The sequence below is a fragment of the Microvirga sp. Mcv34 genome (assembly GCF_024519725.1).
GTDB lineage: Bacteria > Pseudomonadota > Alphaproteobacteria > Rhizobiales > Beijerinckiaceae > Microvirga.
Genome location: NZ_JALJRK010000016.1, coordinates 15,975 through 37,097, shown reverse-complemented (window position 1 = coordinate 37,097; position 21,123 = coordinate 15,975). Strand labels below are relative to the sequence as shown.

Here is a 21,123-nt window from a genome sequence, read left to right as displayed (position 1 = left end):
GTCGCTGCCGGCTGTCGCCCTAAAAGCAGGCAGGTAGGCCGATGAGGGGAAGCGGAAAATGGAATTCGATGCCCTGTTGCTCTCGCGCATCCAGTTCGGGTTCACGGTCGCCTTTCACATCATCTTCCCGGCCTTCACCATCGGTCTAGCCAGCTGGCTCGCGGCGCTGGAATTCAACTGGCTGCGCACGGGCGACCCGCTCTATCGCAACCTCTTCCGCTTCTGGGTCAAGGTCTTCGCCGTCTCCTTCGGGCTCGGCGTCGTATCCGGGATCGTGATGAGCTACCAGTTCGGGACGAACTGGTCGCGATATTCCGAATTCACCGGCAACGTGCTCGGACCCGTCATCGCCTACGAGGTGATCACCGCCTTCTTCCTGGAGGCGGCCTTCCTGGGCATCATGCTCTTCGGCTGGGAAAAGGTCGGCGACCGCCTGCATTTCTTCGCCACCTGCATGGTGGCGCTGGGAACGCTGATCTCGGCTTTCTGGATCCTGTCCGCCAATTCCTGGATGCAGACGCCCGACGGGTTCGCCATCGAGAACGGCAAGGCGGTGCCGGTCGATTGGTTCAAGGTCGTCTTCAACCCGTCCTTCCCGCTTCGCTACGCCCATATGGTGATGGGCTGCTATCTGACAACGGCTTTCGCGGTCGCCGGCATGTCGGCCTGGATGCTGCTCCGGCATCCCCACGACGCGCCGCCCGCGAAGCTGCAAGCCTCGCGGCGCTCCCTGTCCATGGCGCTGTGGTTCGCCACCATCTTCGTGCCGGTGCAGATCCTGATCGGCGACCTCCATGGCCTCGGCGTGCTCAAATACCAGCCGACGAAGCTGGCGGCCATCGAGGGCAACTGGGACAAGATGGCGAATATGCCGCTTCGTCTGTTCGCCCTTCCGGACGAGGTGGCGGAAACGAACCATTACGAGATCGCCATCCCGAAGATCGGCAGCTGGGTCCTGACCCATGCCTTCGACGGCGTCGTGCCCGGCCTGAAGGAAGTGCCGCCGGACGAGCGTCCTCCGGTCTGGCCCGTGTTCTTCTCCTTCCGCATCATGGTCGCCATCGGGTTCGCCATGCTCGGCATCGGGCTGTGGAGCCTCTATCTGCGCTGGAAGGGTACGCTCTTCACCAACAGAACCTTCCTGACCGCCGCCATGATCATGACGCCGTCTGGTTTCGGCGCCGTGCTCTTCGGTTGGTTCGTCGCGGAGATCGGCCGTCAGCCTTACGTGGTCTACGGTCAGCTGCGCACGGCCGATGCGGTCTCTCCCATCGCGGCTGGAGCGGTGACCGCGTCGCTCCTGATCTTCATCGTCGTCTATGCCTTCGTGTTCGGCTTCGGCTCCTATTACCTCGCCAAGCTCCTGCGGCGCGGGCCCGACCCGGTCGAGGATATCCCCGGAGACGGTCTCGGGAGGAGGCCGAAACGTCCGTTCTCGGTGCCGGATGAGGCGATCGAGGGACGGCCGGGCCATCGCGCGCAGCCGGCGGAATAGGAGGGCAGGGCATGTTCGGTTTCGGTATGGAACACGAAGGATTGGCCTTCTGGCTGCCGCTGATCTGGGCGGGGCTGATCGCGGTCGCCGTCGCCATGTACGTGATTGTCGATGGGTTCGATCTCGGCGTCGGCATCCTCTTCAAGGCGGCCGGCAGCGAGAACTGGCGCGACCGGATGATGTTTTCGGTGGCGCCGATCTGGGACGGCAACGAGACCTGGCTCATCCTCGGCGGCGGCGGTCTCTTCGCGGTGTTTCACATCGCCTATGCGGTCCTCATGCCGGCGCTCTACGTGCCGATCATCCTCATGCTGATCGCGCTGATCTTCCGCGGCGTCGCTTTCGAGTTCCGCTTCAAGGCGGATCGCTCGAAATTCGTGTGGGACAACGCCTTCTTCTTCGGCTCGCTCCTGGCGACGTTCTTCCAGGGCATGGTGCTGGGCGCCTTCGTGCAGGGCTTTCCCACCGACGGTCGCCAGTTCACCGGCGGCACCTTCGATTTCCTGACGCCCTTCAGCGTGCTCACCGGCATCAGCCTCATCTGCGGCTATGGGCTTCTCGGCGCGACCTGGTGCGTGATGAAGACCACGGGCGAACTGGAAATCTGGGCGCGCCGCATGGCGGTGCGCTTTCTCCTCGCCACCATTCTCGCCATGGCGATCGTGTCGGTATGGGTGCCGTTCCTGGGGCGGCAGATCGAGACGCGCTGGTTCACCTGGCCGAATATCGCCTTCCTCGCGCCGATCCCGCTGGTCACGGCCTATGTCGCCTACCGGCTCTTCCGCGACCTGGAGGAGGGGCGGCACGTGAGGCCGTTTTTCCTGACGATTGCCCTGTTCCTGCTGGGCTATCTCGGCCTCGGCGTCAGCCTCTTTCCCTTCATCGTGCCGCCGAGCCTCACGATCTGGGACACCGCCAACACGGTCAGTTCGCAGCTTTTCGCCCTGGTCGGCTTCGCCATCGTGCTGCCGATCACCTTTGCCTACACGGCCTATGCCTATTACGTCTTCCGCGGCAAGGTCGCCGAGGAGATCTCGGGCGGCGGCTACGGGTATCATTGATGCGGACTGACATGGATCGCCCGCCGGGATCGCGCGCGAAACGCCTTCTCTGGTTCGTCCTGATCTATGTGGCGAGCCTCGCGGTCTTCGCGGGGCTCGTCTACGGCCTGAGGGGCATCATTCCCCGTTAACGGTAGGTGCCGATGAAGCCCTTGTCGGTGACCACCACCCAGCGGGCGCCGCGGCGCTCGATGGCCTCGATGCGGCCGACGCCGGGCAAGAGACCGCCGGGCATGACCTCGTAGAGGCGGCGGCTGCGGTTCTCGACGAGGGCCGCGCCGTCATAGACCTCCCGGAGTACCCATCCGTCGACCGGTTCGCTTTTCAGCGGCTTGGGGGCAGGAGCTTCCTTAGGAGCAGGAGCTTCCTTGGGCGCGGGGACTTCCTCGCGCAGGACCGCCTCCGTCACCGGAGGTGCGGCCGGAGCCGCCGGCTTGGCGTTCAGCTCCGCAAGAGCCGTCATGATCTGGCTTTCCATCCGCCCGAACCTTTCCTCGAGGGAGGAGAACTTCTTGCCCGGCTCTTCCAGGCTGACGGTCAGGCGCTCGACCTTGTCCGACAGTTCCGTCCGTTCGGACGCCGACGATGTGGACGCGGTGTGCTCGACATCCTTGAACGCGACGACCGTCTCTCGAAGGGTGTCCAGGTCGGTGCTCAGCCGGGCGAGGATATCCCGGCTGCGGGTCGTCTCGGTTTCGAGGCGCCGGATGGCCTCCTGGTTGGCCAATGTTCCCATGTAGGAGGCGGTCCAGCCGGCTCCGACCAGGAGAAGAGCCATGGCGGCTTGTCCCAGGTACCTCGCGCGAGAGGGTCGATGCCCCGCTGCCGCTGCTTCGCTTGTTCCAGCCGCGGGGGAGGGCGCTGGCTTCAGGCCGAGCTTCGCGCTCCGGATGGCCTCTTCCAGGGCCGCACTGGCCATGGGGTCGAGCCGGGTCGGGTGAACGGGTGCTGCGCCGGCCTGTTCGGCGGCTCCGCTGGGGGCCTGAGAACGTATGTTGATGTCCATATTCCGACCTCATTTCCAGGTCAGAGAGCATTAACCCTGAAAGTTTACCAAAGGGTTATCTTTACAATTCGGTAATTGCGTTACGTGCCTCCCTAAATCGGTAGGAACATCAATAATTTATATCTGAATCGAACTTTTTGTTGACATAGTTACATATAATAGGGTTACAAAGATGGCGTAACGGAAAGCGACCATCTTGGGGCACCTCCAATTCCCATAAGAGTACTGAGAAACCGGCCCTTCCGGGCCTAACCATAACGGGATACTCTTGTGGGGCCACAGCCCGACATCGCAGCCATCGCCAGATGGCGAACATTGTGGTAAGGTATAACCTTACACAATGGCTCTACCACCACGAAGGCACCGGATTGCCGGTCGGCCGATGGAAACAGATTATGAAGCAGGCATCGAGAAATCGGGAAGAAAGCACAGAGGTCCAAGACGCTCTGAAGTCCTGTCTTCCCTCCTTCACCGGGGTTGCCGTGTTCTCGGCAGTGGTCAACCTTCTGGCCCTCACCGGCTCCCTCTATATGCTCCAGGTCTATGACCGCGTGCTGTCGAGCCGGAGCATCCCCACCCTGATCGGCCTGTCGCTGATCACGCTCGCGGCGTATTCCCTATCGGGCGGCCTCGACATGCTGCGCGGCCGCATGCTGGCCCGCATCGGCGCCCGCTTCGACGAGCTGCTCTCCCACCGGGTCTTCGATCTCGTGGCCACGATGCCCCTCAAGGGCGCCAAGCAGGCCGAGAGCATGCAGCCGATCCGCGATGTCGACACGATCCGCGGCTTCCTGTCGAGCCTGGGTCCGACAGCCCTGTTCGACATGCCCTTCATGCCGATCTTCCTCATCGGCTGCTTCATGATCCACCCCGGCATCGGCGTCCTGTCCGTGGTCGGCGGCGTGGTCATCATCATCCTGACCCTCTACACGGACGCCAAGAGCAAGGCCCCGTCCTATGAGGTGACCAAGAGCGGCGCCGAGCGCCATGCCATGGCCGAGACGAGCCGCCGCAACGCGGAGGCCATCCGCGCCAACGGCATGCTCGGCTTCCTGGCCAAGCGCTACGACGAAGTGCATGTCCGTCACGTCAATGACGGCCTGCTCGCCAGCGAATCCTCGGCCGGCATCAGCGCCTTCGCCAAGGTCTTCCGCATGGTCATCCAGTCGGCCGTCCTCGGTCTCGGCGCCTATTACGTGATCCAGGGACAGATGTCGGGCGGCCTCATGATCGCGGGCTCGATCCTGATGTCCCGCGCTCTCGCCCCGATCGAAATCGCGGTCGCGCACTGGAAGGGCTTCACCGCCTCCCGCCAGGCCTATCGCCGCCTGCAGCACATCATGTCGCTCGTGCCGGCCCAGGGCCAGCGCATGCCGCTGCCCGCCCCGAAGGCCGCCCTGTCGGTGGAAGAGGTCTATGTCGGGGCTCCCGGCGCCTCGCTGCCGATCGTCCAGGCCGCCTCGCTCAAACTCCAGGCCGGTCAGGGCCTCGGCCTCATCGGCCCCAGCGCCTCGGGCAAGTCGACCCTCGCCCGCGCCCTCGTCGGCGTGTGGCCGACCCTGCGCGGCGAGATCCGCCTCGACGGCGCGGCGCTCGACCAGTGGGAGCCGGATTCTCTCGGCCGCCACGTGGGCTATCTCCCGCAGGACGTGGAGCTGTTCGAGGGCACGGTCGCCGAGAACATCGCCCGCTTCCAGCCGAAGCCCAACCCGGAGGATATCATCGCCGCGGCTCAGACCGCCGGTGCGCATGAGCTCATCCTCAACCTGCCCGACGGCTACGATACCCGCATCGGCGAGAGCGGCGCCTCCCTGTCGGGTGGCCAGCGCCAGCGCGTGGCCCTCGCCCGCGCCCTCTACGGCAACCCGTTCCTGGTCGTGCTCGACGAGCCGAATGCCAGCCTCGACGGCGCCGGCGACGAGGCTCTGAACCAAGCCATCCTGGCAGTTCGCAAGCGCGGCGGCGTCGTGATCGTGATCACGCACCGTCCGGCGGCTCTCGGCCAGGTCGATCAGGTCGCCATCATGGAAGAGGGCCGCATCAAGGCTGTCGGACCGCGCGACGAGGTTCTGCAGTCCGTCATGAAACGCAATGCGACGCCGGCACCGGCCCCGGTGCGGCCGCAGCAGGCGCCGGCAGCCCAGGCTGCGAACCTGCGAGAGGTTGGTTAAATGTTGGTCATTCAAGCTCCCAAGAAACCCTCCGCCCACCAGCGGATGCTGCGGCAATCGACGATCGGCGGCGTGGCCATGATCGCCCTCTTCGCCGGAACCATCGGCCTCTGGGCGGCCACGTCGACCCTTTCCGGCGCGGTTGTTGCCGGCGGCCAGTTCGTGGTCGATACCAGCGTGAAGAAGGTCCAGCACTCGACCGGGGGCATCGTCGGCGAGCTGAAGGTCAAGGAAGGTGACCGGGTGTCCCAGGGCGATCTCCTGGTCCGCCTGGACGAGACCCTGACCCGCGCCAACCTGCAGGTGGTGTCCAAGCAGCTCGATGAGTATCTCGGCCGCCAGGCGCGCCTGGAAGCCGAGCGCGATGGAGCGACCGAAGTCAGGACGCCCGATGAATTCGCCAGCCGCACCAACGAGCCGGCCGTCATCAAGATCATGTCGTCCGAGCGCACGCTCTTCACCGCGCGGGGCGCCTCGCGCGACGCGCAGAAGGACCAGCTCCGCAAGCGCATTGCGCAGTCCGAGGACGAGATCGTGGGCTTGAAGGCCCAGCAGACGGCCAAGGCCCGTGAGGCCGAGCTGATCGTGGCGGAACTCAAGGGCGTTCGCGATCTCTACGAGAAGAATCTGGTCCCGATCACGCGCCTGAACGCCCTCGAGCGTGACGCCGCGAGCATCGAAGGCCAGCGCGGCCAGCTCATCGCCGCCGTCGCGCAGGCCGAGAGCCGTATCGCCGAGACCAAGTTCCAGATCATCCAGATCGACGAGCAGATGCGCGCCGAGGCGATGCAGGAGCTGCGCGAGATCCAGGGCAAGATCGCGGAATACACCGAGCGGCGCGTGGCGGCCGAGGACCAGCTGAAGCGCATCGACATCCGCGCGCCGAGCGACGGCTATGTCCACCAGCTGAACGTTCACACCATCGGCGGCGTGATCTCCCCGGCCGAGCCGGTGATGAACATCGTTCCGGTGAACGACAAGCTCGAACTCGAAGCCAAGGTGCTGCCCAACGAGATCGACCAGGTGAAGATCGGCCAGAAGGCGACCGTGAAGGTCCATGCCTCGAATGCGCGCATGATCCCGGATCTGCACGGCACCGTCGCCCGGATCTCGGCCGACGTATCGCGCGATCAGCAGACGGGCGCGACCTTCTACACGATCCGCGTCGAGCTGCCCCAGGACGAGATCAAGAAGCTCGAGAACCTTCATCTGATCGCCGGCATGCAGGCCGAGGTCTTCGTCGAGGTGAACCAGCGCACCCCGTTCGAGTACTTCTTCAAGCCCATGGAGGAGCAGATCGCCCGCGCCTTCCGCGAGCACTGATCCCTCCAGTCCGGACAAATATCGAAAACCGCGGTCGAGGCCATGAGCCTCGGCCGCGGTTTTCGTTTGAGCCCCCGGGAGCGTTGTCCGTGCCGAACAAGGCGTAAGAGATTCAACCGCAGACCTGCCAAGCCTGGAAAGTTCCGCGCGGGAACCCATAACAGGGGCGAGGGCTGGGTTCTCCTGCGCTCCTCCATCGAAGGCAAAATCCGCGGTTCCGTCGCAGGATCGGACCGGCCCGCCTCGATGACGGTCTTGGTATTCTTAAGGGACTTAGCGTTTTGAGGATCATCTTCCGCTTTGGCGGTATCGCAATGCTCGTCGCGGCCATCGTCATCCTGGCCGTGCTGCCCTTTGCTACATCCTTCGTGGAACAATGGTCGCGCCGCGACGTCGAGCTGCGATCCCGCCTCGTCTTCAACTCCGTCCGGGATCAGGTGAGCGGTCTCCTGGCCCGCAACGACATCCAGCAGGCCGGCATCCTGTTCGAGCGCATCGCTACCGACGAGCGCGTTCTCGCCATCGGCTATTGCGACGGGCAGGAACTGCGCTTCCCCACCAGCAACATGCCCCCGTCCTTTTCCTGCCGGGAGGCCTCGCGGTCCGACGCGGAAAGCTTCTCCGTCGTCAGGAACCAGGATCACAACATCCTGGTCAGCTCCTTCCCGCTGAATGTCGGGGGGCGGACCGGTCATCTCGTGGTCCTGCACGATCTGAGCTATGCCGACCAGCGCGGCGGGGAGGCGAGGAATTATCTCTTCCTGGCTCTCGCCGGCGTCGCCTTTGGGGCCGCGGCCCTGGCGGCCATGATCGCGGCCATCATCATGCGCCGCTGGCTGGCCTCGATCCGCCAGGCCCTCGAAAGCGCCCGCGCGGGCAACGCCAACCCGCCCGTCGAGGAGAACATCATCCCGCTCGGGCAGGAGATCCGCGACGTGCTCCAGGAGCTGGAAGCCTCGCGGCGGACCATCGACGCCGCCCATACGGACTGGAGCCCCGAGACCCTGAGGGCCGCGCTCTCCAACGAGCTGTCGGGCTCGGAGGTCATCGTGGTGTCGAACCGCGAGCCCTACATCCACAACCGGACGGAGAGCGGCGAGATTTCCCTGCAGATCCCGGCCAGTGGCCTCGTGTCGGCCCTGGAGCCGGTGGTGCGCGCCTGCGGCGGCACCTGGGTCGCCCATGGCAGCGGCACGGCGGACCGGGAGACGGTCGACGCCAGCGACCGGGTGCCCGTGCCGCCGAATCACCCCTCCTATACCCTGCGTCGCGTCTGGCTCACCGACGAGGAGCAGGACGGGTATTATTACGGCGCGGCCAACGAGGGGCTCTGGCCCCTGTGCCACATCGCCTTCGTGCGGCCGATCTTCCGGGAGGCGGACTGGCAGTACTACCGATCCGTGAACGAAAAATTCGCCGAGGCGATCGTGGCCGAGGCCAAGCGCGAGGATCCGATCATCCTCGTGCAGGATTACCATTTCGCCCTGCTGCCGCGCATGATCCGCGACCGGCTGCCCCGGGCCACCATCGTGACCTTCTGGCACATCCCGTGGCCGAACGCGGAGACCTTCGGCATCTGCCCCTGGCGCGAGGAGATCATCGACGGGCTCCTGGGCTCCTCGATCCTCGGCTTCCACACCCAGGCCCATTGCAACAACTTCATGGACGCGGTCGATTCCTATGTGGAGAGCCGCATCGACCGGGAAAAGGATTCGGTGTTCTTCGGCGGCGAGGAAACCCTGATCCGGCCCTATCCGATCTCGATCGAGTGGCCGCCGACCGCCATGGAGGGCCAGAAGCCCGTGGAGGAATGCCGCAGGATCGTGCGCGAGCGCCTGGGCCTGTCCCCCGACATGCGCATCGGCGTCGGCATCGAGCGCTTCGACTACACGAAGGGCATTCTCGACCGCATGCAGGCCATCGACGCGCTGCTGACGGAGCACCCGGAATGGCACGGTAATTTTGCTTTCGTTCAGGTGGCGGCGCCTACCAGAAGCAAGCTTTCGAACTACCGCCAGCTCCAGGAAGAGGCCGAAGCCTTGGCGCGCGACATCAACGAGAGGCATGGCGGCAACGGATACGAGCCCATCAAGCTGCTCGTCCGCCATCACGAGCCAGACCAGGTCTTCGAGCTCTTCCGGGCGGCGGATCTGTGCATCGTGTCGAGCCTGCACGACGGCATGAACCTCGTCGCCAAGGAGTTCGTGGCCGCGCGCGACGACGAACAGGGCGTGCTCATCCTGTCGGCCTTTGCCGGCGCATCCCGCGAGCTGTCCGAAGCATTGATCGTGAATCCCTATAACGCCCACGCCATGGGCGAGGCCATCAACCGCGCACTGACCATGCCGCAGCCCGAGCAACGGGAGCGGATGCGGCTGATGCGCGATCAGGTCAAGGAGAGAAACGTCTATCGGTGGGCGGGCCAGATGCTGCTGGCCGCCTCCCGCCTGCGCAAGCAGCAGCGGATCAGGCGGTTGATCGCCAGGGGGCGGAAGCTTGCACCGGCCAATGCGTGAAACTCTTGCGAGACCCGATTCGATGCCTGACGTGAACAAGGACTATGCGCTCTTCCTCGATTTCGACGGAACCCTCGTCGACATCGTCGAACGGCCCGACGCGGTGGCCGTGGACCCGGGTCTGCCGGACATTCTTACCCGGCTGCATGAGCGGCTCGGCGGTGCGCTCGCAATCATCAGCGGACGCCCCGTCGCGTTTCTGGATGCGCGCTTCGTGCCCCATGTGTTCGACATGGCCGGCCTTCACGGGCTCGAGCACCGCATCGCCGGGCAGCTCTCCATGTGCGATCCCGACGAGCACCCCGCCCTGCGGGAGGCGGTCGAGCGCCTGTCCCGGGTCGTTGCCGACAAGGAGGGCGTCCTGATCGAAGACAAGGGCTGCTCTGTCGCCATTCATTGGCGCCTTGCTCCGCACGAGAAGGATTTCGCCCTCGCCACCGCCCGGGCGGCCGTCGAGGCACTGGGCGCGGATTACCGTGTTCAACACGGAAAAGCTGTGGCAGAAATCCTTCCCTCGGCGGCCGGGAAGGGCAAGGTGATCGAGCGATTCCTCCAGGAGGCTCCCTACAAGGGTCGGCGCCCGATCTTCATCGGCGACGATCTCACCGACGAGCACGGGTTCAAGACCGTCAATGCGCATGACGGCCTGTCCGTGCGCATCGGCCAGGGAGACACCATTGCCAGGGTCCGCCTGGGAACGCCTGCGGATCTGCGACATTGCCTGTCCACGTGGGCTTACGAAGGGACGCTGCCTTTCAAAGGGGATGATTGCTGATATGAGTTCGCTAGATCTTGCCGTCATCGGCAACTGCACGATCTCGGCCCTTGTGGACCGCCGTGCGCAGATCGTCTGGAGCTGCTTTCCCCGCTTCGACGGCGACCCGGTGTTTTCCGCCCTGCTCGACAGCCCGGAGGGCCAGACCGACGCGGAGCAGAAGGGAATCTTCGCCATCGACATGGTCGGCATGGTGAGCTGCGAGCAGACCTATCTCGAGAACACGGCCGTGCTCGTGTCGCGCATGACGGATTCGTTCGGCAACATTCTCGAGGTCACGGATTTCGCCCCGCGCTTCAAGCATTACGACCGTACCTTCCGCCCGCCGATGCTGATCCGCCGGGTCTATCCGGTGAAGGGCCGCCCGCGCATCCGCGTGCGCCTGCGGCCCCATTACGACTGGGGCGGCTGCCCGCCCAGCCTGACCCGCGGCAGCAACCATCTGCGCTTCGTCGGACCGGCCTATTCGCTGCGTCTCACCACCGACGCCTCCGTGTCCTACGTGCAGGATGAGCGGCCCTTCGTGGTCGACCGGCCCCTGTCGTTCTTCTTCGGCGAGGACGAGCCGCTCCGCTCCGAGACGGATTCCACGGCCCGGGCCTTCCTGGACAGCACGGTCGATTTCTGGCGCGACTGGGTGCGCTCGCTCTCCATCCCGTTCGACTGGCAGGAAGCGGTGATCCGCGCCGCCATCACGCTCAAGCTCTGCAACTACGAGGAGACGGGCGCCATCGTGGCGGCGCTCACCACCTCGGTGCCGGAGGCGCCGCATACGCAGCGCAACTGGGACTACCGCTATTGCTGGCTGCGCGACGCTTATTTCGTCATCCAGGCCCTGAACCGGCTCGGCACCACCAAGACGATGGAGGAATACCTCACCTACATCACGAACATCGTCGACGACATGGAGGCGATCCCCGACCAGAAGGACATGCCGCCGCTCTTCAGCATCACGCGCTCGCCCGACCTCGAGGAGCGTGAGGCGACGGCGCTGGCCGGCTATCGCGGCATGGGGCCCGTGCGCGTGGGCAACGCGGCCTATACGCAGATCCAGAACGACGCCTACGGCAGCGTCGTGCTGGCCTCCGTGCACGCCTTCCTCGACAGGCGGCTGATCCGCACCGGCAATCGGGCCCTGTTCGCGCATCTGGAAAAGCTGGGCCACCGCGCCATCGAGGTTTTCGACCAGCCTGATGCCGGACCTTGGGAACTGCGCACCAAGGCGGCCGTTCATACGTTTCCGAGCGTGATGTGCTGGGCGGCCTGCGATCGTCTCGTCAAGATCGCCGAAGCCATGGGGCGCGAGGACCGGGCCGCGTTCTGGCGGGAGAATGCAGACCATATGCACAGGGTCATCAACGAGCGTTCCTACAATGCCGAGACGGGGACTTTCGTCTCGTCCTTCGGCGGCGCCGATCTCGACGCGACGCTCCTGCTCCTGGCGGAACTCGATTTCGTGAAGGCGGAGGATCCGCGCTTCATCGCGACCGTGGAAGCCGTCGGCGCGAAGCTGCGGCGCGGCGATCTTCTTCTTCGTTATGATGTGGAAGACGATTTCGGCCTCATGCATACGGCTTTCATGATCTGCGGCTTCTGGTACGTGGATGCGCTGAACGCCATCGGGCGCAAGGACGAGGCGAAGGAATTGTTCGAGCACATCCTGAGCTTGCGCAATTCCTTCGGGCTCTTCTCGGAGGATGCGGATTTCACGACCGGGGAATTGTGGGGCAACTTCCCGCAGACTTATTCCATGGTCGGTCTCATCAACTCCGCCGTGCGCCTGAGCCGGAGCTGGGAGGAGGCGTTCTGATCGGGGTCGTTTGGCGTAAGGGGCAGAAAGGACGATAGGCTTTGATGTTTGCATTTCCTGTTCTGCTCGGGGATATCGGCGGGACCAATGCCCGCTTCGCCGTGCTCTCCGCGCCCGGAGCGGCCGTCAAACTCCTGCCGCGCAAGCTGACGGCTCAGACGCCCGATCCGGCCGGAGCGATCAGGATCGCGCTCGAAGCCTATGACGGGCCCGCGCCCCGCTCGGCCATCATCGCGGTGGCGACCCGCGTGGACGCGCCCGCGATCCGCCTCACCAATGCGAGCTGGGTGATCGACGCCCAGGCCATCGGCAAGGCGCTGAACCTCGAACGCGTCACCCTCGTCAACGACTACACGCCGGTCGCCGCCTCCGTGGCGGTACTCGACGAAGCCAAGGGCGATCTTGCCCCCATCGGCACGTTCCCGCCGCCGAAGCACGGCGCCCGGGTCGTGCTCGGCCCAGGCACGGGGCTCGGGGCAGGGGCCCTGGTCCCAGTGGAGGATCGCCTGGCGATCCTTGCGACCGAGGCGGGGCATATCGAATTCGGTCCGACGAACGACGAGGAGACCGCCATCTGGCCGCATCTGGAGCGGGTCGGCGGGCGGGTCTCGGGAGAGGTCGTGCTGTCCGGTCCCGGGCTCTTCCGCATCGCCAAGGCGCTGGCTGCCCATCGGTGCGTGGATTGCCCCTTCACGATCCCCAACGACGTGCTGGCGGCGGCCCGTGAGGGCGACGCGCTGGCGATGGATGCGCTGAGGCATTTCGCGCGCTTCCTCGGACGCTTCGCCGGCGATCTGGCGCTGACCTTCGAATCCTCCGGCGGCGTCTTCATCGCCGGCGGCATCGCGCCGCGCATGATCGACATCCTGCAGGCGGGCGACTTCCGGGAGGCGTTCGACCGCAAGGCGCCGCACGATGCCTGGGCCCGGAAGGTTCCGGTCTACGCCATCGTCAATCCGGAGCCGGCCCTGGAGGGGCTGGCCGCCATCGTGTCGAATCCGCAGCGTTTCATCTTCCAATCGCAAGGGTGGCAGGCTACCTGAAGGCACTGCTGACAACGCACCGGGACGGCTTGGCCGTCTCCCGCGTCGGAACCCTTTTGGTTACCTATGAAAACAGAACAGATTGCTCTTTCGCCGCTCGCCCCCGGGGCGAACCTGTCCCTGACGGTTCAGCGCTTCGGACAGGAAGGGGCCCGCCCTCGCATCTACGTCCAGGCCTCGCTCCATGCCGACGAGATCCCCGGCATGATCGCGGCCCACCACCTGCGCGAGCGCCTGACCGCGCTCGAAGCGGAGGGAAGGATCAAGGGCGAGATCGTCCTCGTGCCCGCCGCCAATCCCATCGGCCTCGCCCAGCGGGTCATGGGAGACCATATCGGGCGCTTTCACCTCGCCGACGGAGTCAATTTCAACCGGGGCTATCCGCACCTCGTCCCGAAGGTGGCCGAGCGGATCGCGAGCCGGCTCACGCAGGACGGGGAGGCGAATGTCCGCCTGATCCGCGAGGCCCTGCGGGCCGAGCTGGAGGCCTGGCAGCCGTCGAACGCCGCCGAGGTCATGAAGAAGGCCCTGCTGGGCCTCGCCCAGGAGGCGGACATCGTGCTCGACCTGCATTGCGACTCCGAAGCCGTGGTGCATCTCTACACCCATACCCGCTCGGCGGAGGAATTCGCCCCGCTCTCGGCGCTCATCGGCTCCCATGCTTATCTGCTCGCCGACGAGTCGGGCGACGAGCCCTTCGACGAGGCTTGCAGCCGCCCCTGGGCGGAGCTGGCCGACCGCTTCCCGGATCACCCGATCCCGTTCTCCTGCCATTCCACCACGCTGGAGTTCCGGGGCGAGCGCGACGTGACCCATGAAACCGGCCAAGCCGATGCGGCCGCCCTGATCGATTACCTGATCCTGCGCGGCGCCATCGCCGGCGAGATGCCTCAGGTTCCCGAGGCCCTGTGCCGGGCCACGCCCCTGGCGGCCTCCGAGCCGACGCAGGCCCCCGAGAACGGCATCCTGGTGTTCAGAGCTGAGATCGGCGCGACCGTGAAGGAGGGCGACGTCCTGGCGGAGGTGATCGACCCGCTCACCGGCGCCGTGACCCCGGCCAAGGCACCCACCGACGGCGTGATGTTCGCCCGCGTCGCCGTGCGCTTCGCCACCAAAGGCATGCGGATCGCCAAGGTGGCCGGCACCACGGCGAAGCGGACGGGCAAGCTGCTCGGGGCGTAGGTATCCGTTGAACCAAAAAGAAAGGCCGCCCCGAGAGGCGGCCTTTCCATTGTCGGTTCCACGGCCCTGAAGGAGCCGCTCCTTGACGTGCGTTACGCACCAATCTCGGCAGAGGCCAAGATCCAGGTCACGGCAACCGGGGACCGTAGGGTATGACAATGAGACACTGGATCACCTCCTTTCGCTGTTGACGGGAAACCCCCATATGGGGTGAGAAGAGCCCAGCAAAAGGGCGGGGCGCTGCGGCGTTCTGTCCTTCACCGTCGTTCCCAGAGAATTTTAGACCGCCATGACCGATCTTCCGGCCCCCGTGGGCCGCCGCCGCACCTTTGCGATCATCTCCCACCCGGACGCGGGTAAGACCACGCTGACCGAAAAGCTCCTGCTGTTCGGCGGCGCGATCCAGCTCGCCGGCGAGGTGAAGGCCAAGAAGAACCGCGTGTCCACCCGGTCCGACTGGATGGGCATCGAGAAGGAGCGCGGCATCTCGGTCGTGACCTCGGTCATGACCTTCGAGTATGGCGGCTGCGTCTTCAACCTGCTCGACACGCCGGGCCACGAGGACTTCTCGGAGGATACCTACCGGACCCTGACGGCGGTGGATTCCGCCATCATGGTGATCGACGCCGCGAAGGGCATCGAGGCGCGCACGCGCAAGCTCTTCGAAGTGTGCCGCATGCGCGACATCCCGATCGTGACCTTCATCAACAAAATGGACCGCGAGGCGCGCAGCCCCTTCGACCTCCTCGATGAGATCGAGAAGACCCTGGCGCTGGACACCGCACCCGTCACCTGGCCGATCAGCCAGGGCAAGAGCTTCGCCGGCACCTTCGACCTGCGCCGCAACATGGTCCGCCGCATCGATACGGACGAGGAGCCGACGGAGGTCGCGGGCCCGGAGGATCCGAAGCTGATGAGCCTGCTGCCACCGGAAGAGGCGGATGCGTGGCAGGAGGAGGTCATGCTGGCGCAAGAAGCCTGCAAGCCCTTCGACCTGCAGGCTTTCCGCGAAGGCCATCTCACGCCCGTGTTCTTCGGCAGCGCCCTGCGCAATTTCGGCGTGCGCGACCTCATCGACGCGCTGGCCGCCTATGCGCCGCCGCCGCGCGGCCAGGAGGCCGACAAGCGCCTTGTCGAAGCGGGCGAGCCCAAGATGTCGGGCTTCGTGTTCAAGATCCAGGCCAACATGGATCCGAACCACCGCGACCGCATCGCCTTCATGCGCATCTGCTCAGGGAAACTCCAGCGCGGCATGAAGGTGAAGCTCGTGCGCACGGGCAAGCCCATGAGCCTGAACTCGCCGCAATTCTTCTTCGCCCAGGATCGCGCCATTGCGGACGAGGCCTGGGCCGGCGACGTGGTCGGCATTCCGAACCACGGGACCCTGCGCATCGGCGATACGCTCACGGAAGGCGAGGACATCGTGTTCCGCGGCGTGCCGAGCTTCGCGCCGGAAATCCTGCGCCGCATCAAGCTGCAGGATGCCATGAAGGCGAAGAAGCTGCGCGAGGCCCTGCAGCAGATGGCCGAGGAAGGCGTCGTGCAGCTCTTCGTGCCGCAGGACGGCTCCGGCGCCATCGTCGGCGTGGTCGGCGCGCTGCAGCTCGACGTGCTGAAGGAGCGGCTCGCGGCCGAATACGGCCTGCCCATCGATTACGAGCCGACCCGCTTCTCCATCTGCCGCTGGATCACAGCGGACGATCCGCGCGAACTCGACAAGTTCATCGAGGGCCATCTGTCGTCCATGGCGCGGGATCTCGATGACGCGCCGGTCTTCATGGCGCCGAACATGTTCAACCTTCAATACGAGGTCGACCGCTACAAGGCGATCCGGTTCTCGGACGTGAAGGATTACCAGAAGAAAGCCGCCTGACGGCGTCGTGACGACGAGGCGCCCGGCCGCGAACTTGCCGCCGGGCGCAGGCCCCTTTATAGAGGATGCCGGACGCCCGAGAGGCGTCGCTTTCAAGAGGATGTGCCCCGCAATGGATTTCAACCGGACAGCAATGCCGATCTGCCTTGCCACCGGGAACATCCATCGCCATGCCTGCCTCGATTACGCTCTCCCATCTGTCCTGGACCGCGCCTGACGGCCGCTCCCTTCTTTCCGACATCGATCTGAACTTCGGTCCCGAGCGGACCGGGCTCGTTGGCCGCAACGGTGTCGGCAAGACCACGCTCATCAATCTGATCTCCGGCGCGCTGCAGCCCCATGCGGGCCACGTCACCGTTCATGGCAGCCTGGGGCTCCTCCGCCAGACGGTGCAGGCTGAGACGCGCGGGACCATCGCGTCCCTCTTCGGCGCCGTCGATGCGCTGGCGCTCCTGCGGCGCGCCGAAACCGGCGACGCCTCGGCCGAGGATTTGGCCCATGCCGACTGGACGCTGGAGGCCCGCATGGCCTCCGCCCTTGCGAAGCTCGGTCTCGATGCGCCGCCCGACACGTTGCTCTGGAGCCTGTCGGGCGGACAGAACACCCGGGCCCGTCTCGCGGCGCTCGTCTTCGCGGAGCCCGACTTCCTGCTCCTCGACGAGCCGACGAACAACCTCGACCGGGACGGGCGCGACGCTGTGCTCGGCCTTCTCGCCGGCTGGCGGGGAGGGGCCATCGTGGTCAGCCATGATCGGGACCTGCTCGACGTGATGGATGCCATCGTCGAGCTGACCTCGCTCGCGGCGACGCGCTACGGCGGCAACTGGAGCCGCTACCGGGAGCGCAAGGCGCTGGAACTCGCAGCCGCTCGGCGCGACCTGGCCGATGCGGAAAAACGCGTGGCCGAGATCGACCGGAAAGCACAGGAGACCGCCGAGAAGAAGGCGCGCAAGGACGGCGCGGGCAAGCGAAAGCGTGCCAAGGGCGACATGCCGCGCATCCTCATGAACGGGTTGAAGAACCGCAGCGAGGAGACGAGCGCCAGCAATGCCCGGTTGGCCGAACGCCGCCGCGTGCAGGCCCACGAGGAGGCCGCGTCCGCGCGTGAGCGCATCGAAATCCTGCAGCCGTTCTCCGTCGTGCTGCCGCCGACGCGTCTGCCGGCCGGCCGGACGGTGCTCGCCATCGAAGGCGCAAGTGTCGGCTACGGGCCGGGGCGGCCGATCCTGCGCGATGTCTCGTTCGCGCTCGTCGGGCCGGAGCGCGTCGCCATCACCGGGCCGAACGGTTCGGGCAAGACCACGTTGCTGGCATTGATCGCCGGGCATCGCCAGCCCTGGAGCGGGAGTGTGCGGGTCATGACGGAGTTCGCGCTGTTCGACCAGCAGGTGAGCCTGCTCGAAGCCTCCCTGTCGATCCGCGACAATTTCCGCCGCATCAACCCGGAGACGAGCGAGAATGCGTGCCGGTCGGCCCTGGCCCGGTTCATGTTCCGCGCCGACGCGGCTTTGCAGCCCGTCTCAACCTTGAGCGGCGGGCAATTGCTGCGCGCCGGCCTCGCCTGCGTGCTGGGTGGGCCGACGCCGCCCGCCTTCCTGATTCTCGACGAGCCGACGAACCATCTCGATATCGATTCCATCGAGGCCGTCGAGGCGGGGCTGCGGGCCTATGACGGCGCGCTGCTGATCGTTAGCCACGACGAAGCGTTCCTGGAAGCCGTCGGGATCACGCGACGGTGGGATCTGGCCACCGACGCCTCGAACGGCGGAGGCCGTTAAGGCTCAGGCGGCCAGCTTGCGCTCCGTGTAACGCTCCTGCACCTGGGCAATGTCCTCGATGGACGGAAGGCTCGCTTCGTTGCCGAGATGCTGGATCGCGTGGGCGGACGCCGCGCGGGCGAAGATGAAGTGCTCACGCCAGGGCAGGTCGGGACGGGCCATGGCGGAATAGACATAGGCACCGTGGAAGATGTCGCCGGCGCCGTTGGTGTCGACCACCGCCTCGCCGGGAACGTTCAGGGCCGGCAGGACGCTTTCCTGCCCGGTCTCGTCGTACCAGACGAGGCCGCGCTCGCCGAGGGTCACGCCGCCGATCTTGCAGCCGCGGCTCTTGAGGTAGTCCAGCATCCCGGACGGGCTCAGGTCCATCTGCTCGCACAGACGCTCGGCCACGATGGCCACGTCGATGAACTCCAGGAGCTCATGGGTGTTGGAGCGCAGGCCGCCGCCGTCGAGGGAGGTGAGAATGCCGGATTCGCGGCAGATCCTGGCGTAGTGCATGGCCGCATCCGCCTGGTGGCCGTCGAGATGCAGGGCCTTGCAGCCCTGGAGGTTCAGCGGCGGTACCGGATGCAGGTAATGGTCGTCGCGGCAGCGGACGATGGCGCGCTTGCCGCCCCGGGGCATGATGAAGGACAGGGACGATTCGTGGACCTTACGGTGGTGCACCGAGATCCCGTATTTCGCCGCCATGTCGATGAACATGCGGCCGAGCCAGTCGTCCGCGATGGAGGTCAGCAGGTCGGGGGCGATTCCGAGCTTGGCGCACGCGAAGGCGGCCGTGACCGCGTTGCCGCCGAACGAGATCGCATAATCCCGCGCCACGGTTTTCTCGTCCCCGGTCGGAAGCTCGTCCGCCAGGAAGGTCACGTCGATATAGGTCTGGCCCACGAAGAGAGCATGCATCGCTGAAATCGTCTCGGATCTGGATACGATGCCGGAAGTCTTGGACGAGCAGGGCCGATTAGGCAAGCTCTTCCAGGCTCGTGGGTTGGGCGACGCGCGCCCTCCCATGTCATCACCGGCCTCGTGCCGGTGATCCCGATGGATTGAAGCGGCGAGCCTCACCGGATCGGGATAGCCGGGACTGATCCCCGGATCCAGTCCGGGGACGGCCATGACGTGGAGGGCGTCATCTCCGGCGCACACAATGCGGGCAGGGGATCCATGGCGTTGCACTTGATCGTGGATCCCCGGCCTGGCCTACGGCAGCCGCACGGGGCGGTCTCGATCCTGCATCACACCTTGTTGAGCGTGGCCGCCAGCCGGGCGGCCGTAAGGGCGGCGTCCAGGTCGGTGGCGATGAACTCGACCGGCGCCACCAGCCGCTTCCGGAAGGCGTTCGACAGGACCGGGTGAAGGCGCGCCGAGCCGCCCACCAGAGCCACGGGCCGGGGGCCGAGGCGCTTGATCAGCGCATTGGCGAGGCGGGCCAGCTCCTCGCCTGCGTCTTTCAGGATCCGCAGCGCGGTTTCATCACCGGCCTGGGCCGCCTCGCCCACGGCGCGGGCGAGGGAGCCGATCTTGCCGCGATCGCCGCCATAGACGAAGGAGCGCACGATGTTCCAATCCGTGCCGCCCAGCGCCTTGGCGAGGCAGGTGCCGAGGATCATCGTCCAACCCGCTCCTGGGCTCTCCTCCTCGGCGCGCAGGACCGCCTTGAGGGCCTCTCGGGCGATCCAGAAGCCGGAGCCGCCGTCGTCGATCAGGTTGCCGCGTCCGCCGACCCGGATGACCTCCTTGTCGTCCGACAGGTAATAGCCGATGGAGCCGGTGCCGCTATAGACCAGGATGCCTTCGCCCAGGGCGAAATAGGACAGGTAGGCGATCCACATGTCCTCCGCGACGAAGACCTTGTCGGGCGCGAGCTCGAATGTTTCCGCGAACATGGAACGCATGGTCGCCTCGGCGGGGGTGTCGCGGGTCAGCCCCGTGATGCCCGCGATGATGCCGAGCGGCCGGCCCTGCTTCATCACCGCCTGGGCCATGTCGAGGACGATCTGGCGGGCGCGCTCCTCGGCGGCGGCGGAGAAGAGATGGCCGGTCAGGGGAGCGACGGAGCCCTGGGCCACGCATTGGCCGCCCATATCCGCCAGCCGCCAGCGCGTGGCGGTGCCACCCGCGTCGATGCCAAGCCCCAGCCCCATGACCTGTCGCCTCTTGTTTCAGCCGGGTGACCGGCCGGCCCTTATGCAGTCTTGCCGAAGTCTGCCAGGGCTTTGCGCAGATTGCCACCGTTTCGCGCGAGCGCGCCGCGCGCATCCTCCAGGCTCGCGCCGAGCGCGATGAGAACGGCGGTCTTCAGGTCGCCGTCCGATTGCCGGATCGCCTCGATGGCCGTGTCGTCGTCGCAATCGGTGATCTGCGACACCATGATCTCGCTGCGGCGGCGCAGCTTCGCGTTCGTCGCCCGCATGTTGACCATGAGGCCGCGATAGACCCGGTCCATGCGGACCATGATCAGGGTGGACAGGAGATTGAGAATGATCTTCTGCGCCGTGCCCGCCTTCATGCGGGTCGAGCCTGCGATCACCTCCTCGCCCGTATCGGCGAGAATCGGGTGCGAACAGGCATCCAGAATGGGCGTGTCGGGATTGTTGGAGATGCCGATGGTCTGCGCGCCGCGCGAGGCCGCTTCCTTGAGCGCCGCGATGGTGAAGGGTGTCCGGCCGCTGGCCGCGACGCCGATCACCACGTCGTCCGGGCCGATATTATTATTGCGGATTCCCGCGATGCCTTCCTCGACCGAATCCTCCGCGTTCTCGACCGCCTGCATGATGGCGCCCTGGCCGCCGGCGATGAGATAGACCACCCGGTCGTCGGGCCAGTTGAAGGTCGGAGGCAGTTCCGTTCCGTCCTGGACGCCGATGCGGCCCGAGGTGCCGGCGCCCGCATAGACGAGCCGCCCGCCCCGGCGCAGGCGCTTCACCGCCTCTTCCGCCGCGGCCGCGATGGCCGGGAGGGAGGGCCTGACGGCGGCTACCGCTGCAAGCTGGCCTTCATAGAAAGCCGAGAGGACGTCGAGGCTCGGCCAGGTGTCGAGATCCTGGTAGCGGGTGCTGAAATGTTCTGTCGCCATTGTGCCAACTT

The 21,123-nt window shown here is 65.9% G+C and carries 15 protein-coding genes; 11 read left to right on the top strand and 4 right to left on the bottom strand.

Annotation, left to right across the window (positions count from 1 at the left end):
* Positions 1 to 58: 58 nt before the first annotated feature.
* Both OC446_RS11025 and cydB read left to right on the top strand, forming a co-directional pair.
* Positions 59 to 1,495, top strand: coding sequence for a cytochrome ubiquinol oxidase subunit I (locus tag OC446_RS11025; protein WP_262029078.1), 1,437 nt, complete (start codon positions 59 to 61; stop codon positions 1,493 to 1,495).
* An 11-nt stretch (positions 1,496 to 1,506) separates the two neighbouring features.
* On the top strand, positions 1,507 to 2,556 hold the full coding sequence (gene cydB / locus OC446_RS11020) for a cytochrome d ubiquinol oxidase subunit II (RefSeq protein WP_262029077.1): 1,050 nt from the start codon (positions 1,507 to 1,509) through the stop codon (positions 2,554 to 2,556).
* Positions 2,557 to 2,683: 127 nt separating this feature from the next.
* Here cydB and OC446_RS11015 read toward each other — a convergent pair whose 3' ends face one another.
* The gene (locus OC446_RS11015) at positions 2,684 to 3,562 is read right to left on the bottom strand and encodes a hypothetical protein (RefSeq protein ID WP_262029076.1); all 879 of its coding nucleotides are present in this window, start codon (positions 3,560 to 3,562) and stop codon (positions 2,684 to 2,686) included.
* Between the two features lie 395 nt (positions 3,563 to 3,957).
* Between OC446_RS11015 and OC446_RS11010 the strand changes: the two genes are divergently transcribed.
* The 9 genes from OC446_RS11010 (at position 3,958) to OC446_RS10970 (ending at position 18,033) form a co-directional block, all read left to right on the top strand.
* Positions 3,958 to 5,733 carry a type I secretion system permease/ATPase gene (locus OC446_RS11010; protein ID WP_262029075.1) on the top strand — a complete coding sequence of 592 codons (1,776 nt, stop codon included), beginning with the start codon at positions 3,958 to 3,960 and terminating at the stop codon, positions 5,731 to 5,733.
* Positions 5,734 to 7,056: an HlyD family type I secretion periplasmic adaptor subunit gene (locus OC446_RS11005; RefSeq protein WP_262029074.1), complete on the top strand. Its 1,323-nt coding sequence runs from the start codon at positions 5,734 to 5,736 to the stop codon at positions 7,054 to 7,056.
* A 314-nt stretch (positions 7,057 to 7,370) separates the two neighbouring features.
* The gene (locus tag OC446_RS11000) at positions 7,371 to 9,572 is read left to right on the top strand and encodes a trehalose-6-phosphate synthase (protein WP_262029137.1); all 2,202 of its coding nucleotides are present in this window, start codon (positions 7,371 to 7,373) and stop codon (positions 9,570 to 9,572) included.
* A 22-nt stretch (positions 9,573 to 9,594) separates the two neighbouring features.
* Positions 9,595 to 10,347, top strand: a complete 753-nt coding sequence (gene otsB, locus OC446_RS10995) for a trehalose-phosphatase (RefSeq protein WP_262029073.1) — start codon at positions 9,595 to 9,597, stop codon at positions 10,345 to 10,347.
* Position 10,348: 1 nt separating this feature from the next.
* Positions 10,349 to 12,157, top strand: coding sequence for a glycoside hydrolase family 15 protein (locus tag OC446_RS10990; protein ID WP_262029072.1), 1,809 nt, complete (start codon positions 10,349 to 10,351; stop codon positions 12,155 to 12,157).
* Positions 12,158 to 12,258: 101 nt separating this feature from the next.
* Entirely contained in the window at positions 12,259 to 13,200 is a 942-nt protein-coding gene (locus OC446_RS10985; RefSeq protein WP_410055058.1) for a glucokinase, read from the top strand.
* Between the two features lie 66 nt (positions 13,201 to 13,266).
* Complete coding sequence (locus tag OC446_RS10980; protein ID WP_262029070.1) at positions 13,267 to 14,382, top strand: succinylglutamate desuccinylase/aspartoacylase family protein; 1,116 nt, start codon at positions 13,267 to 13,269, stop codon at positions 14,380 to 14,382.
* 289 nt (positions 14,383 to 14,671) lie between these two features.
* Positions 14,672 to 16,255 (top strand): peptide chain release factor 3, encoded by a 1,584-nt coding sequence (locus OC446_RS10975; protein ID WP_262029069.1) that lies wholly within the window; start codon positions 14,672 to 14,674, stop codon positions 16,253 to 16,255.
* 170 nt (positions 16,256 to 16,425) lie between these two features.
* Positions 16,426 to 18,033 (top strand): ABC-F family ATP-binding cassette domain-containing protein, encoded by a 1,608-nt coding sequence (locus tag OC446_RS10970; RefSeq protein ID WP_262029068.1) that lies wholly within the window; start codon positions 16,426 to 16,428, stop codon positions 18,031 to 18,033.
* A 3-nt stretch (positions 18,034 to 18,036) separates the two neighbouring features.
* On the opposite strand, the gene OC446_RS10965 is transcribed toward OC446_RS10970, so the two are convergent.
* The 3 genes from OC446_RS10965 to OC446_RS10955 form a co-directional block, all read right to left on the bottom strand.
* On the bottom strand, positions 18,037 to 18,939 hold the full coding sequence (locus OC446_RS10965; RefSeq protein ID WP_262029067.1) for a sugar kinase: 903 nt from the start codon (positions 18,937 to 18,939) through the stop codon (positions 18,037 to 18,039).
* A 332-nt stretch (positions 18,940 to 19,271) separates the two neighbouring features.
* Complete coding sequence (locus OC446_RS10960; protein ID WP_262029066.1) at positions 19,272 to 20,180, bottom strand: N-acetylglucosamine kinase; 909 nt, start codon at positions 20,178 to 20,180, stop codon at positions 19,272 to 19,274.
* 41 nt (positions 20,181 to 20,221) lie between these two features.
* The gene (locus OC446_RS10955; RefSeq protein WP_262029065.1) at positions 20,222 to 21,112 is read right to left on the bottom strand and encodes an N-acetylmuramic acid 6-phosphate etherase; all 891 of its coding nucleotides are present in this window, start codon (positions 21,110 to 21,112) and stop codon (positions 20,222 to 20,224) included.
* Positions 21,113 to 21,123: the final 11 nt, after the last annotated feature.

Bases quoted from the DNA above. Each gene is read 5' to 3' on its own strand.
- OC446_RS11025 (WP_262029078.1), top strand. From the start codon at position 59: ATGGAATTCGATGCCCTGTTGCTCTCGCGCATCCAGTTCGGGTTCACG.
- cydB (WP_262029077.1), top strand. From the start codon at position 1,507: ATGTTCGGTTTCGGTATGGAACACGAAGGATTGGCCTTCTGGCTGCCG.
- OC446_RS11015 (WP_262029076.1), bottom strand. From the start codon at position 3,562: ATGGACATCAACATACGTTCTCAGGCCCCCAGCGGAGCCGCCGAACAG.
- OC446_RS11010 (WP_262029075.1), top strand. From the start codon at position 3,958: ATGAAGCAGGCATCGAGAAATCGGGAAGAAAGCACAGAGGTCCAAGAC.
- OC446_RS11005 (WP_262029074.1), top strand. From the start codon at position 5,734: ATGTTGGTCATTCAAGCTCCCAAGAAACCCTCCGCCCACCAGCGGATG.
- OC446_RS11000 (WP_262029137.1), top strand. From the start codon at position 7,371: ATGCTCGTCGCGGCCATCGTCATCCTGGCCGTGCTGCCCTTTGCTACA.
- otsB (WP_262029073.1), top strand. From the start codon at position 9,595: ATGCCTGACGTGAACAAGGACTATGCGCTCTTCCTCGATTTCGACGGA.
- OC446_RS10990 (WP_262029072.1), top strand. From the start codon at position 10,349: ATGAGTTCGCTAGATCTTGCCGTCATCGGCAACTGCACGATCTCGGCC.
- OC446_RS10980 (WP_262029070.1), top strand. From the start codon at position 13,267: ATGAAAACAGAACAGATTGCTCTTTCGCCGCTCGCCCCCGGGGCGAAC.
- OC446_RS10975 (WP_262029069.1), top strand. From the start codon at position 14,672: ATGACCGATCTTCCGGCCCCCGTGGGCCGCCGCCGCACCTTTGCGATC.
- OC446_RS10970 (WP_262029068.1), top strand. From the start codon at position 16,426: ATGCCTGCCTCGATTACGCTCTCCCATCTGTCCTGGACCGCGCCTGAC.
- OC446_RS10965 (WP_262029067.1), bottom strand. From the start codon at position 18,939: ATGCATGCTCTCTTCGTGGGCCAGACCTATATCGACGTGACCTTCCTG.
- OC446_RS10960 (WP_262029066.1), bottom strand. From the start codon at position 20,180: ATGGGGCTGGGGCTTGGCATCGACGCGGGTGGCACCGCCACGCGCTGG.
- OC446_RS10955 (WP_262029065.1), bottom strand. From the start codon at position 21,112: ATGGCGACAGAACATTTCAGCACCCGCTACCAGGATCTCGACACCTGG.